12 protein-coding genes and 1 pseudogene are annotated in these 13,247 nt (G+C 73.2%); 7 read left to right on the top strand and 6 right to left on the bottom strand.

Annotated elements, in window-relative coordinates; all coding sequences use genetic code 11:
- Nucleotides 1–342: helix-turn-helix transcriptional regulator (locus tag DY218_RS27860; RefSeq protein WP_147336183.1), on the bottom strand; the 342-nt coding region annotated here is incomplete at its 3' end.
- Between the two features lie 189 nt (nt 343–531).
- On the opposite strand from DY218_RS27860, the gene DY218_RS35645 reads away from it, so the two are divergent.
- Complete coding sequence (locus tag DY218_RS35645; RefSeq protein ID WP_158574144.1) at nt 532–2,547, top strand: cell division protein PerM; 2,016 nt, start codon at nt 532–534, stop codon at nt 2,545–2,547.
- Between the two features lie 62 nt (nt 2,548–2,609).
- Here the strand turns inward: DY218_RS35645 and DY218_RS27850 are convergent, their stop codons facing one another.
- Nucleotides 2,610–3,329: a hypothetical protein gene (locus DY218_RS27850; RefSeq protein ID WP_128558911.1), complete on the bottom strand. Its 720-nt coding sequence runs from the start codon at nt 3,327–3,329 to the stop codon at nt 2,610–2,612.
- Nucleotides 3,330–3,654: 325 nt separating this feature from the next.
- Between DY218_RS27850 and purN the strand changes: the two genes are divergently transcribed.
- Together purN and purH are read left to right on the top strand one after the other, a co-directional pair.
- Nucleotides 3,655–4,284, top strand: coding sequence for a phosphoribosylglycinamide formyltransferase (purN, locus tag DY218_RS27845; RefSeq protein WP_128558910.1), 630 nt, complete (start codon nt 3,655–3,657; stop codon nt 4,282–4,284).
- Nucleotides 4,281–5,861, top strand: coding sequence for a bifunctional phosphoribosylaminoimidazolecarboxamide formyltransferase/IMP cyclohydrolase (purH, locus tag DY218_RS27840; protein ID WP_128558909.1), 1,581 nt, complete (start codon nt 4,281–4,283; stop codon nt 5,859–5,861). Before purN ends, purH begins: the two co-directional genes overlap by 4 nt.
- Before the next feature lie 72 nt (nt 5,862–5,933).
- On the opposite strand, the gene DY218_RS27835 is transcribed toward purH, so the two are convergent.
- From DY218_RS27835 to DY218_RS27820, 4 genes and pseudogenes are all read right to left on the bottom strand, one after another.
- Nucleotides 5,934–7,010, bottom strand: coding sequence for a hypothetical protein (locus tag DY218_RS27835; protein WP_128558908.1), 1,077 nt, complete (start codon nt 7,008–7,010; stop codon nt 5,934–5,936).
- 347 nt (nt 7,011–7,357) lie between these two features.
- Nucleotides 7,358–8,204: pseudogene (locus DY218_RS27830) on the bottom strand (protein kinase domain-containing protein); the annotation flags it as partial.
- Nucleotides 8,201–9,028 carry an FHA domain-containing protein gene (locus DY218_RS27825; RefSeq protein ID WP_128558906.1) on the bottom strand — a complete coding sequence of 276 codons (828 nt, stop codon included), beginning with the start codon at nt 9,026–9,028 and terminating at the stop codon, nt 8,201–8,203. The pseudogene DY218_RS27830 and the gene DY218_RS27825, both read right to left, overlap by 4 nt.
- 142 nt (nt 9,029–9,170) lie before the next feature.
- Nucleotides 9,171–9,806: a hypothetical protein gene (locus DY218_RS27820; RefSeq protein WP_128558905.1), complete on the bottom strand. Its 636-nt coding sequence runs from the start codon at nt 9,804–9,806 to the stop codon at nt 9,171–9,173.
- A gap of 258 nt (nt 9,807–10,064) precedes the next feature.
- Between DY218_RS27820 and DY218_RS27815 the strand changes: the two genes are divergently transcribed.
- The 4 genes from DY218_RS27815 to DY218_RS27800 all read left to right on the top strand — a co-directional run.
- Nucleotides 10,065–10,925 (top strand): bifunctional methylenetetrahydrofolate dehydrogenase/methenyltetrahydrofolate cyclohydrolase, encoded by an 861-nt coding sequence (locus tag DY218_RS27815; protein WP_128558904.1) that lies wholly within the window; start codon nt 10,065–10,067, stop codon nt 10,923–10,925.
- A 38-nt stretch (nt 10,926–10,963) separates the two neighbouring features.
- Complete coding sequence (locus tag DY218_RS27810; RefSeq protein ID WP_325052024.1) at nt 10,964–11,557, top strand: DUF3017 domain-containing protein; 594 nt, start codon at nt 10,964–10,966, stop codon at nt 11,555–11,557.
- A gap of 42 nt (nt 11,558–11,599) precedes the next feature.
- Entirely contained in the window at nt 11,600–12,271 is a 672-nt protein-coding gene (locus DY218_RS27805) for a maleylpyruvate isomerase N-terminal domain-containing protein (RefSeq protein ID WP_128558903.1), read from the top strand.
- A 552-nt stretch (nt 12,272–12,823) separates the two neighbouring features.
- On the top strand, nt 12,824–13,247 hold a 424-nt coding region (locus DY218_RS27800; RefSeq protein WP_233521931.1), incomplete at its 3' end, for a helix-turn-helix domain-containing protein.

The following is a 13,247-nucleotide window of genomic DNA, read 5'->3' as shown; positions in this document are numbered from 1 at the left end:
CTTGGGGCGGGTGCGCGGCGGCGACGCCTTGGACGGCTGCGGGCGTCCGTGCCGCCCGCCCGTCACCGCGCGCGAGGCCGACGACGGTGGCTCCGGGGCGTGCGCCGGGGAGGCTCCGGGGGCGGGTGCGCGCTCGGGCGCGGGCGCGGCGTCCGTCAGCAGTGCCGCGTACGCCTCCGCCTTGCTGCCGCGCGGGCTGGTGCGGCCCGACTCCCAGGAACGGACGGTCGACCGGCTGACGCCGACCGCCGCCGCGACCTGGGCCTGCGTCAGTGACCTGGCCTCCCTGAGTCTGCGGCGTTCCTTCGGCGACGGCAGCGGGGCGGCAGGGCTCTGCGTCATGTCGGACTCTCCACACCAGGGGCCGTAGAAGCGGATTCCGTGGAAGGGCAGGGGCAGGGGCGTGCGGCACGGTGGTCGGCATGCGGAGCCGAACACCGTCCGAAAAAGTACATAAACGTATTTTGAGCGACACTTCCGGCATTCGCCTGTTACGCGGACAAGGCGCGTGTCGTTGGGAGCATGGCGGCCGTGAGGAACACGACCGACCGCGCCGCCCGCCGCGCCCAGGACCGCAGTTCCGCGCCGGTACGAGGGGCGCGTACGAGTGGCCCGGGCGAACGCCCCCGGCAGCGCGCCGCCGCGGATGCCGCGCCCGCTCCCGTGATCACGTCGACCACCGTCTTCGCCGCACTCGCGGCGCGACGCCGTGCGTCCGCGATCGCGCGCTGTGTCTACGGCGGGGTGCTCGCGGCGGCACTGGGGCTCGGCTCGCTCGCCGTCCTGGTGATCATGCTCTGGATCAGTTCGCCGTACCCCGACAGCGGGCCCGGCGGTGCGCTGCGTGCGGCGGCCGGACTCTGGCTGCTCGCACACGGTGCGGAACTCGTTCGTCCGGACACCCTCTCCGGTGTGCCCGCGCCGATCGGCCTCACCCCGCTGCTGCTCGTACTCCTTGTGGTCTGGCCCCTGCACCGGGCGGCCCGGGACGCGGTCGACACCGCGGGGGAGGTGCGGTCGGCGCTCTGGGGAGTGGTCGCCGGGTATCTCCTGGTGGCCGGCGGGGCGACGCTCTTCGCGGCCGGCGGACCGCTGCCCGCCGCAGCGGGCAGCGCGGCACTCCACGTACCCGTACTGACGGTGGCGAGCGCGGCCGCCGGGGTCTGGTCCGCGTACGGGCGGCCCCGCGGGCCGTTGCCGTGGGTGCCCCGGCACCGGTGGAGCCGGCTGGACGGGCGGGCCGAGGCGGGAGTGCGGGCGGGGCTGGCGGCGGCGCTGGTGCTCGTCGCCGGCGGGGCGGTGCTGGTGACGGTGTCTCTGGTACGGAGTGCGGGGGATCTGCAGGACAGTTTCGGCGGGCTGTCCGGGGTGTGGTCGGGCCGGTTCGCGGTGCTGCTGCTCGCCCTGGCCCTCGTGCCCAACGCCGCGGTGTGGGGTGCCGCTTACGCGCTCGGGCCCGGCTTCAGCCTCGGTTCCGGCCGCACGGTGGCGCCGCTCGGCGAGCTGCCGGACACGCTGCTGCCGTCGTTCCCGCTGCTCACCGCGGTGCCGAGCACGGCAGGTGGCGCCGCCGTGTTCTGGTCGGCCTGCGCGGTTCCGCTGATCGCGGGGCTCACCCTCGCCTGGTTCACGGCCGCGGCGGCGAGGGGCGCGGGGGCCGGGCCGGGTCGCACCCAAGGTGCTGCCGGGGCCGAGGACGGCGCACTGTGGACGGCGGGGGCGACCGCACTGGTGGCGGGCGCGGGGGCACTGCTGTGCGGCGTGCTGTGTGCGCTGCTCGCGCGGATTGCGGGCGGGCCGCTCGGCTCGGCGGGGCTGGCCGACTTCGGGCCGGTCTGGTGGCAGACCGGGCTCGCGGCGCTCGCCTGGACGGCCGTGATCGGGGTGCCGGGCGCGCTCGGCCTGCGCGGCCTGCGCGTCTGGCGGGTGAACCGGCGCGTGCGCCGCGCGGAGGCGATGGCCGGGTCTGCGGTCGCGCCGGAAGCGGCGCCGGAGTCGGGCTCCCCGGGGGCGCCCGACTCCGCAGGGACGGCACCGGTAGGCGTCGTCCCCGCCGCCGCCCGCTCGGCCCTCGGCGCCTCCCGCACCTGGATCGCCCGCATCCGCGGCACCCGCACGCAACATGGGGCTGCGCCCTGGAGTCCCGTACCGACGGACCCCGCTCCCGCCCCACCGACTTCCTCCGCCGTCGAAGCCCCGGCACCCGCGGACCGGCCTGCGCAGAGCAGGCTCGCCCGCCTCCGCTCCACCTTCCGCCTACCGTCGCGACGCTCCGAACAGACGCCGGCCGCCCCTACGGGGGAGGACAGCAAGGCCGCATCGGACGAGGCTGCGCGCACCCCGCGCCGCTGGTGGCCCCTGCGCCGCCGCGCCGCCCGCCCGTCGCCGCCCGCGAACGCCTTCGAGCCCTACGACTTCCTGCCCCCGGACGGCTCCGTCCTCGACCCGTCCACCACCGCACCACGGAGCCCCGAACCCGTCCCGGCGCACCCGCCCCGTACATCCCCCGCGCCGCCCACGAAGGACGAGCGCGCCGACCGCCCCTGAGGGGGAAGCCACCGGCAGCGGTCTGCTGCTCGTGCTGCTCCCGGTACTCCTGCTACTCCTGACTACTCCTGCTCGCCGAGCAGTGGGCGGAGTTGCTTCGGCAGGTGCTGCTCGCAGGTCTGCTTCGAGGCCTCGGTCAGGGCGTCGTTCACGCACGTGTAGTACTCGCGGTAGACGAGCTGGGCGGTGAAGGTCGCCGCGACGATGGCCAGGGCGAGGCCCGCGGTGACCAGACCGGCGACCGCGGCCGTCGTCTGCGGCCTGCCGGACGTCCCCGGGGCGGCGGCCGGTGCCGCACCCTCGGACACATCCGCGGCCGAGGCGCCCGCCGTGCCCCGCTTCTTCGCGCGCAGCGAGCCGATGCCCCAGTTCAGCGCGAGCGCGCCGAGCAGCAGGGCCACGTACGGCCAGTTGAACAGGGCGAAGAAGAAGGCCCACATGCCGGCGAGCAGGGCGAAGCGGGCGTGCCGCTGTGCGGGGTCGGTCGGGTCCCAGCGCATCCCGCCGTTCTGCCCGGGGCCGCCCTGGCCGTCCGGCCCGCCGTTCTGCCCCGGGCGCTGGCCGAAGCCGCCGAAGGAACGTCCCGGCTGGTTGCTGCTCCAGCGGCTGCCGCCGTCACCCTCCTCGCCCTCCGGCTGCTCGCCCTCGGGACGGCGGGGCTGCCAGGGCTGGTCGGGCGCGCCCTCCGGGGGAGGCGCGAACGGGTTGTCCTCGTCTCCTCGCTTCCCCTGCGGGGGCGGGTCCTGCTCGGAGGACGAGGGTGAGGGCAGTCGGTCCGGCATCGGCTGTGTGTCTTCCCCTGGTTGAGAGCGGTGGGCGGGCGTGGAAACGGCGGGTGCGGGCGGACGGGATCGGCGGCGCCGGGCTTGTGCTGCCGAGGAGTTGGGCCCGGAGCGGCGCAATCCCCCCAGACGCTACCTTCCGGCCGGGGCCCCGTCCCGTGGGGGCCGCCGCGAGTGCCGGTATCGTTGCTGACGGTCGGGCGCTTCGTAGAGTTCCCCGTATCAGGAGACGTGAAGCATTCGTACGACCACACAAGTGCCGGACAGACCCCAGAGCGCCGCGCACGATCCACGCTCCGCGAACGACCCACGAAAGGGCCCTGCCGTGGCCTCGCCCCCAGCGCCGAAACGCCTCGTCGTCCTCGTCTCCGGATCCGGTACGAATCTGCAGGCCCTGCTCGACCACATCGCGCGCGAAGGCGTCGGCCAGTACGGCGCCCAGATCGTCGCCGTCGGTGCGGACCGGGACGGGATCGTGGGTCTCGAGCGGGCCGAGCAGGCCGGCATCCCCACCTTCGTGTGCCGGGTGAAGGACCACCCCACGCGGGCGGCGTGGGACAGGGCGCTGACCGAGGCGACCGAGGCGTATGCGCCGGATCTGGTCGTGTCGGCCGGGTTCATGAAGATCGTCGGCAAGGAGTTCCTCGCCGTGTTCGGCGGGCGGTTCGTGAACACGCACCCCGCCCTGCTGCCGAGTTTTCCCGGTGCGCACGGCGTACGCGACGCGCTCGCGTACGGCGCGAAGATCACCGGGTGCACCGTCCACTTCGTCGACGACGGGGTCGACACCGGGCCGATCATCGCGCAGGGCGTGGTGGAGATCCGGGAGCAGGACGACGAAGCCGCTCTGCACGAGCGCATCAAGGAAGTCGAGCGAAGGCTGCTCGTCGAGGTCGTGGGGCGTCTGGCCCGGCACGGCTACCGCATTGAGGGACGAAAGGTGTCAATCCCGTGACCGCCGAAGGTACGACCACCGCAGGTGCCACCCCCGAGGGGACGCAGCTCCCGCTTCGCCGGGCCCTGATCAGCGTCTACGACAAGACCGGCCTCGAGGACCTGGCGCGCGGCCTGCACGAGGCGGGCGTCGAGCTGGTCTCGACCGGTTCGACCGCATCGAAGATCGCCGCGGCCGGGGTGCCGGTCACCGGAGTCGAGGAGCTCACCGGCTTCCCCGAGTGCCTGGACGGCCGGGTCAAGACGCTGCACCCGCGCGTGCACGCCGGCATCCTCGCGGACCGCCGGCTCGCCACGCACCGCGAGCAGCTCACCGAGCTCGGCGTGCAGCCCTTCGACCTGGTCGTGGTGAACCTGTACCCGTTCCAGGAGACCGTCGCCTCAGGCGCCTCCGAGGACGAGTGCGTCGAGCAGATCGACATCGGCGGCCCGTCCATGGTCCGCGCTGCCGCCAAGAACCACCCCTCCGTCGCGGTCGTCACAAGCCCCGAGCGGTACGCGGACGTCCTCGCGGCGGCGCAGGCGGGCGGCTTCGACCTGCCCGCCCGCCGGCAGCTCGCCGCCGAGGCGTTCCAGCACACCGCGGCGTACGACGTGGCGGTGGCCAACTGGTTCGTCGCCACCGGCCACACCGGCTTCCCGGACTTCCTCGGCGCCGCCTACGACCACAAGAACGACCTGCGCTACGGCGAGAACCCGCACCAGCCGGCCGCCCTCTACACGGACGGCACCGGCGGCCTCGCCGAGGCGGAGCAGCTGCACGGCAAGGAGATGTCGTACAACAACTACACGGACACGGACGCCGCGCGACGTGCCGCGTACGACCACGCCGAGCCCTGTGTGGCGATCATCAAGCACGCCAACCCCTGCGGGATCGCGGTCGGTTCGGACGTGGCCGAGGCGCACCGCAAGGCGCACGCCTGCGACCCGCTGTCCGCGTTCGGCGGCGTGATCGCCGTGAACCGTCCGGTGTCGAAGGAGCTGGCCGAGCAGGTCGCCGAGATCTTCACCGAGGTCATCGTCGCCCCGGACTACGAGGCGGGCGCCGTCGAGGCGCTGTCCAGGAAGAAGAACATCCGCGTGCTGCGCTGCGCCGACGCCCCGTCCGCGCCGGTCGAGGTCAAGCCGATCGACGGCGGCGCGCTGCTTCAGGTCACCGACCGCCTGCAGGCCGACGGCGACGACCCGGCCAACTGGACGCTCGCGACCGGCGATGCGCTCTCCGAGGCGGACCTCGCCTCGCTCGCCTTCGCCTGGAAGGCCTGCCGTGCGGTGAAGTCCAACGCGATCCTGCTCGCCAAGGACGGCGCCTCGGTCGGCGTCGGCATGGGCCAGGTCAACCGCGTGGACTCGGCGAAGCTGGCCGTGGAGCGGGCCGGTGCCGAGCGGGCCGAGGGCTCCTTCGCGGCGTCCGACGCGTTCTTCCCGTTCCCCGACGGTCTGGAGATCCTCACCGCGGCCGGGATCAAGGCCGTGGTGCAGCCGGGCGGTTCGGTCCGTGACGAGCTGGTGGTGGAGGCGGCGAAGAAGGCGGGCGTGACGATGTACTTCACGGGGACGCGGCACTTCTTCCACTGAGCGGCACTCTTCGCTGAGCCGTGAGCGGCACTCTTCACTGAGCCGCACCTCTTCCACTGAGCCGCCCCGCGCTCACGGGTTCCTTCGGAGCGCCTCACCCTTCGTGGTGGGGCGCTCCACGCCGTTGACGGCCCGCGCCCGGTCCAGGGCCGCGAGGCGCATCCGGGTGTGGGCCCTGACCACGTCCTCGTACGGGAGACGGGCCTGCTCCTGGCTCTGCCGCTGCAGTCCGGCGACGGCGCGGGCGAGCCCGGAGCTCTGCGCGCAGCGCGCCTCGGCGGTGGCGAGCCGGGTCTCCGTGCGGTGCGGGGCTGCGGGCGGCAGTGAACTCCTGGCCTGGCGGGGGCTGTTGACCGCGTACCCCGTGTCCCGCATGCAGCCCGCCCACGCGCGCTCGTGCCTCCGGTAGTACGGGGAGTCCGTCACCGTCCTCGAGACGTCGGGCAGATGCTCCAGTACGGCCGTCACGCGGGCCCAGGCCGCGGTGTCCCCGTAGAGCTCGCCGCGGGCCGTGGCGCGACAGCCCGTGGTGGCGCGGACCACCCGGTCGCCGTTCGGGGCCGTGACCGTGAGGGTGTGCTCGCGGTCGCCGTTCAGGGCGCGGTCGTAGGCCCGTTCGCGGGAGGCGGGCAGGCGCTGCGCGTACCGGGTGTTCGGGTTGTCGTCGCGGGCGGCCGCCTTCTCGTGCTCCAGCTCGCGGCCGTATCCGTGCTTCCTGGCCCAGTCCACGTCGTCGACCACGTACGGGAACTCCCGGAGTTCCGCCGCGGAGGGTGCGGGTGGCACCCAGTAGGGGAGCCCCGCGCGGCGCATGCAGCGCCCGACGAGGATCTCCTCCGCCCGGCCGACCGCCCTCGACTCCGCGGCCGACAGCTCCCGGCCGCCCCGGCAGTCGGCGGCGGCCTGTTCGTAGCGGGCGCGGCCGTCGCGGGTCAGGCCGGCCACGTAGCGCGGTCCGGCCGGATACGGGTGGCCGTACCGCTCCATGCAGGTCTCGGCCGTGCCCCGCTCGGCCGTCACGGTGTGCCGGGTACGGTCCCTGCTGCCGGGGCCGTCGGCGCCGCCGTCGTCGGTGCATGCCGCGGCACCGGCGATCAGGACCGTCCCGAGCAGCAGACATACGCAGGCCCTCGATCGCAGTCGCCGCATCCTGATACGCCCCCCAAGGCCCTGCCCGGTCCCCGCACCGTCCCCCACGACGGCACGAGCCCTCAGCCCTCAGCCCTCAGTGTCGGCAGCAAGTCCCGGGCCGGGTACCTCAGTTGTCCTAGGGGGTGTCTGACAATACGGGTTGTCTGACAACGACCCGTACGAGCAAGTCCGTACGAGCAAGTCGGTACGAGCAGCGCCGCGGCAGCCCGGGGGCCCCTATGACGCCCCGAGCGCCCCCGCACGTATCCGCCCGAAGCGCCGCGCCCGACGCCGTCGCGGCGCCCCGCGCCGGCGAGGACCGGTCGTCGCCATCCGTGCCGGCAACGTCGCCGGCCCGTGCGCCGACCGCTCCTCGTGGGTGCGGGTCAGGCAGTCCGCGACGATCTCCCGCCAGGCGCCCGGCAGTCGGGGCGAGAGCCGCAGATCTTCGGTGCCGCGCGCATAGCGCATCGCCGCGTCCCGGCGGGCCGTGGCGGTGGCGCCGGGCAGCGGATGGCTGCCCGTGAGGACCAGATGGGCGAGCACCCCGAACGCCCAGACGTCCGCGGTCGGACGGATCCGCACGCCGCGCTCGTCGACCTCGGACCAGTGCAGCTCGGGCGGTGCGTAGTCCGGAGTGGAACAGGCCGGCGTGTACGCGTACGCGCCCTCCAGCTCACCGGCCATGTTGAAGTCGGCGATACGGGCCGAACCGTCCGCCATCAGAAGGACGTTGGACGGTTTGAGGTCGCTGTGCACCCAGCCCGCCGCATGGAGCTCGGACAGCCCCTCGCAGACCTGGCGCAGCACTCGGGGCCCCTCGGCCGGCCGCGGGCGCTCGGCGAGCAGCGCGTCGAGGGAGCGGGCCGCCTGCTCCAGGACGAGGACCGTGGCACCGTCGAGATCGGGACGCGCCGGGTCCGCGACGGTCAGCGTCTCGTACATCCGGATCAGGCGAGGCGAGCGGACCCGGCTGAGCAACTGGACCTCACGCTCGGCCAGTTCACGCAGATGTCCGGCCTGCTGCGGAGTGCGGGCGGCGCCGGTGGCCAGGAACTTCAGGGCCGCCCTCGCGCCCCGCGCACCCGCCCCGCGCACCCGGCGCGCCGCGTACACACTGCCGAACGCCCCTGTGGCCAGCGGCGCGCGCACTTCCCAGCCGCCGACCCGGTAGCCCCGCGGCACCGGCACGGCGTAGGGCGGCGCGCTCATCGCACGGCCTCGCGCTGCCGGGTCCGGTCCGCACCGGCGTCCGCGAGGATCGCCAGATCGTCCTCGCGGACGAGATCGAAGCGGAGCGCGAGGGAGACCAGGGACTCCTTCTTGCCGTTGAGCCGCGGCCCCGACCCGTACGTCTCGGGTGCCGGCTTGAGACGGAGCTTCACCGCCAGATAGTCGATGTTCCACTGCACGGCCGCCCGGCTCGCCGCGGGCCAGCCGGGCGCCAGGCGCTCGACGACCTGCTCGACGGTCGGCGACGGCGCGTGCGGCTCGTCGCGCAGCCGCGGCTCGCACAGCGCGGCGAGCACCGCGAAGTACCGCTTGCTGCGGTCGAGCGCGAACGCCGGTACGGTGGCGGCCCCTTCGGGCCCGTAGCCGGATCCGCTGCTCAGGTAGTCGTGCCGCGGCGCCCAGACCTGGAAGCCGAGCAGCTCGCCCGCGGCCGGCAGCACCACGCGGGAGAACTCGAACGGCACGGGAGCGTCGAGCCGGCCCGGCCCGATCTTGATGTGCTCGCCGGCCCCCTCCGGGTTCTCCACCACGTACGTCTGACTGCGGCTCAGATTGCTCAGGACCCAGAACGCCCCGTGCACGGAGATCCGTCCCGCCGTACGGGACACTCCCTCGTGCCGGATGGTGAGATGCCGCGCGTCGGAGCCGGAGCCGGAGCCGGAGCCGGAGCCGGAGCCGGAGCCGGAGTCCGCGCCGCGTCCCCCCGGGGCGGCACGTCCGAAGTCGAGTACGTCACCGGGTGCGAGATGTACCTGCTCGTCCGGTTCCGTGCAGTTCGGTGGTACCACGATGATGCTGTGCACAGTCGTCCCCCAATCGACCTGACGTTGGTCAGAGTAGGGGGAAATGCCAGGGCCGTACCCCTCTTGACTCAAGAGTGGTACGGCCCTGAGGCGTGTTTCGGCGCAGGCCGAAATACCCGCTGCCGGTACGAGGCCGACGGCCTCAGTAGCGGGGGCGGTTGAACCAGGCGGCGCCGGAGGGGACGGCCGGCGCGACGGTGATGATCACGGCGAACACGGTCCAGATGAGCCCGGGGATCGTCGCGGTCGCCAGACCGGTGTCGAGGCCGACGAAGAGCATCCACACTCCGGGGACACAGCCGAGCGCCCCGTACACGATGGTGGTGACCCTGACTCCCTGCCCGCCGCTGCTGAACTTGACGCCGAGGGTGATGGAGAGCGCGGCGAGGCCACCGGTGATGAGCGCCAGGATGACGAAGATGCCGGTGCCTGCCGTGGTGACCGAGTCCAGGCCAGCCACGTCCAGCTCCTCGGACAGATCCGACGCGTCGCTGAACACCGCGGCGCCGTATATCGCGACCAGGCAGTAGAGGATCTGAGGCGCCGAGATGATGAAGAGGAACACCCTCGCCGTCATCAACAGACCCGGCATCGACTGCGGCATCATGTTCCCGCCGGGACCGGCCGGGTAGCCCGGGTATCCGGGGTAGCCCTGCTGCTGCGGGTATCCGTACGGCTGGCCCTGGGGCGCCTGCTGCGGATAGCCGTAGCCGGGCTGGCCGCCGGGGGGCTGCTGGGGCGGCTGCCCATAGGGGTTGTTCGGGTCGCCGTAACTCATGGCGGTGTTCCTCCGTCGGGATCGTGCGGGGACGCGCGGTACGCACGGAGGAGGAGGTTTGGCGTTCAGCGGTCCGTCCCCCCGGCACTGCCCGCGACACTGTGCGGCTCATCGTTCTAAAGGGGCGACACCTTTGTCCAGCCGCATTCGACATGAGTTGTGCAAGTGCAACATCGTCGATCATGGCCGCGGACCGGGCCCGGCCGCCCGCGGAGGCCGAATTGGAGCATCGGCGGGGTCATCCGCGAAGATGGGGGCATGAGTGCCCAGATTCTCGATGGCAAGGCGACCGCGGCCGCGATCAAGGCCGACCTCGCACAGCGCGTGACCGCACTGAAGGAGCGGGGTGTCACGCCCGGACTCGGCACGGTCCTGGTCGGAGAGGACCCGGGCAGCCAGAAGTACGTGGCCGGCAAGCACCGCGACTGCGCCCAGGTCGGCATCGCCTCCATCCAGCGGGAGCTGCCGGCGACGGCCACCCAGGAGGAGATCGAGGCGGTCGTACGGGAGCTGAACGACGACCCGGAGTGCACCGGTTACATCGTCCAGCTGCCGCTGCCCAAGGGCATCGACGAGAACCGGATCCTGGAGCTGATGGACCCGGCCAAGGACGCCGACGGACTGCACCCGATGAACCTGGGCCGCCTCGTCCTCAACGAGCCGGCGCCGCTGCCCTGCACCCCGTACGGCGTGATCCAGCTGCTCCGGCAGTTCGGTGTCGAGATCGCGGGCGCGCATGTGGTCGTGGTCGGTCGCGGTGTCACCATCGGCCGCTCGCTGCCGCTGCTGCTCACCCGCAAGTCGGAGAACGCCACGGTGACGCAGTGCCACACCGGCACCCGCGATCTGTCCGCGCAGCTGAAGCAGGCGGACATCGTCGTCGCCGCGGCCGGCTCCCCGCATCTGATCAAGCCCGAGGACATCCGGCCCGGCGCGGCCGTCCTCGACGTGGGCGTCAGCCGCGACGAGAACGGCAAGATCGTCGGCGATGTGCACCCGGGCGTCGCCGAGGTCGCGGGCTGGCTCTCGCCGAACCCGGGCGGTGTCGGCCCGATGACCCGCGCCCAGCTCCTGGTCAATGTCGTCGAGGCGGCCGAACGCGCGGCGGCCGGGGCCTGAGCGCGCGCCCGGACGAGCACGGTCGTGGAGGCGGAGCGGTGACGAGCGCGGAGCGGGACGGAGGCGGTGCGGCGGTGGATGCCGAGCAGGCCGGAGACACGTCCGGGACGGATTCCGGTACGGATTCCGGGGCCGATACCGATACGGATTCCGGTACGGGGGCGGCCGATTCCGGTGCGAGTGAGGGTGCCGGAGACGGTGCCAAGGGCGTCGTCAGCGCGCCCGGCCCCGGCGGTCCGCGGCGCAGAAGCCGGCGCTTCCCGCGGATCACCCGTGACACGGCGCGGCCGGAGGGCGGCGGGCGCGCGGCGTCCGGTGACGCGCCCGCCCCGGCCCGGCAGTGGCCGATGCTCACGGTCCTCACCATCACCGGACTCGGCCTGCTGATCACGGCCACCGGGGTGTTCCGGGTGGGCACGATCCTGATCGGTGTCGCGCTGCTTACGGGAGCGGTCATGCGGCGGGTGCTGCCGTCGGTCGGCATGCTCGCGGTCCGCTCGCGGTTCACGGACATGGTGACGTACGGGGTGCTGGGTGTGGCCATCACGCTGCTGGCGCTGATGGCGCAGCCGAACCCGGTCCTGGAGATCCCCTTCCTCGACGACACGCTGCACTTCACGATCAGCAGCTGAACCGGGTCGTCTTCCCGCCCACCGCCGCACTACGTTGCAGCGATGGATCTCTTCGACCGTTCCTGGGCCGCGCTGCGCACCGCCGTCGCCGAACTCCCCGACTCCGCCTTCGACCAGCCCTCCGGCTGCGCCGGCTGGCTCGTACGCGATCTCGTCTGCCATCTGGTGATCGACGCGCAGGACGTCCTGATCACGCTCGCCACACCCGCCGGCGACGGCGCCGACACGACCGTCGACTCGGTCACGTACTGGAAGGTGTCGGACGAGCCGCCGACCGGCGACGACCCGCTCGACGCGCTGATCGTCCGCCTCGCCGCGGCGTACCAGGAGCCGGAGCTGCTCAAGTTCCATCTGGACGACGTGGGTTCGGCGGCCGGCCGTGCCGCGCGGCTCGCCGATCCGGGTGCCCGGGTGGAGACCCAGGGCGAGGTCCTGACCGCGGGCGACTATCTCGGTGCGTACGTCCTGGAGTGGACGCTGCACCATCTCGACCTGGTGGCCGGCCTTCCGGACCCGTCCGTGGTCGGCGCGCCGCCCGCTGAGTGCCTGGCCGGAGCGCGTGCGCTGCTCGAGCGGATCGCCCCGGCCGCGTTCCCGGCCGGCTTCAGCGACACCGACGTCCTGCTCGTGGGTACGGGGCGACGGGCACCGACCGCGGCCGAGCGGGACGACCTCGGTGAACTGGGCGGGCGGTTGCCGCTGGTGATCGGCTGACCCGACCCGGGGCATTCGAGCCGGCCCGGATGCGCGTGGACGGACGGTGACCGTCCCCTCCCCCGAGGAAGGACGGGCACCGTCCGCCGTGCCGCGAGGCGCCGGGGCGCCCCGCTCGTGAACCACACTCGCCGCTCGGATCATGGCGGTTCAAGGGCGGTCGAACCGTTGTGGCGCGGAGGTGACCATTCCGCCATCCGGTCCCGTCCTTGCAACGGGCCTGTCGATCTTCTGGGCGGCGAGGTCACGGGCAGTTTCGCCGGAGCGCGGCCGGGCGACGGCGAAGTCGGGGCCGAATGGGGTTCCGTACCGCGGACCCGTATGACAATGGGACACTGGTACGCGGACCGCACGGCGCGCGACGGAGCGCGGCGGTGGTCCGAATGCTGCTGTGCGCCCCCTCAACGGGAACTGAAACCCCTGGTCCACGCATCCCTGTGGGTAGTCGTGGGAGGTATCTCTCGCCCGAGCGATGCCCGGAGGGCGGGGCCGGGGGAAGCAGGGCATCACGCGGGGGTCGTCAGGCACGCACGGGGGGACAAGGGGGAAGGAATGCCTCGCTGGAAGGCACTACCGGAGGAACTCGATCCGCAGGTACGCGAGTTCGCGAGTCAGCTGCGGCGGCTCGTGGATCGCAGCGGCCTGAGCATCGCGGCGGTGTCGGACCGCACCGGGTACAGCAAGACGTCGTGGGAGCGGTATCTGAACGGCCGCCTGCTGGCCCCGAAGGGCGCGATCGTGGCGCTCGCCGAGGTCACGGGCACCAATCCGCTGCACCTCACCACGATGTGGGAGCTCGCGGAGCGGGCGTGGAGCCGCTCCGAGATGCGCCACGACATGACCATGGAGGCCATCCGGATCTCGCAGGCGCGTGCGGCGCTCGGCGAGCTCGGCGTGACGCCGGCCAAGGGCACACGGCGGCCGGCCGCGGCCGGTGCGGCCGGGCCGCGTCCCGGTGCCGGGCCCGCGGGTGCGG

This window comes from Streptomyces triticagri (assembly GCF_003429565.1).
GTDB classification, from domain to species: domain Bacteria; phylum Actinomycetota; class Actinomycetes; order Streptomycetales; family Streptomycetaceae; genus Streptomyces; species Streptomyces triticagri.
This window is presented reverse-complemented; position numbering and strand designations above follow the sequence as displayed.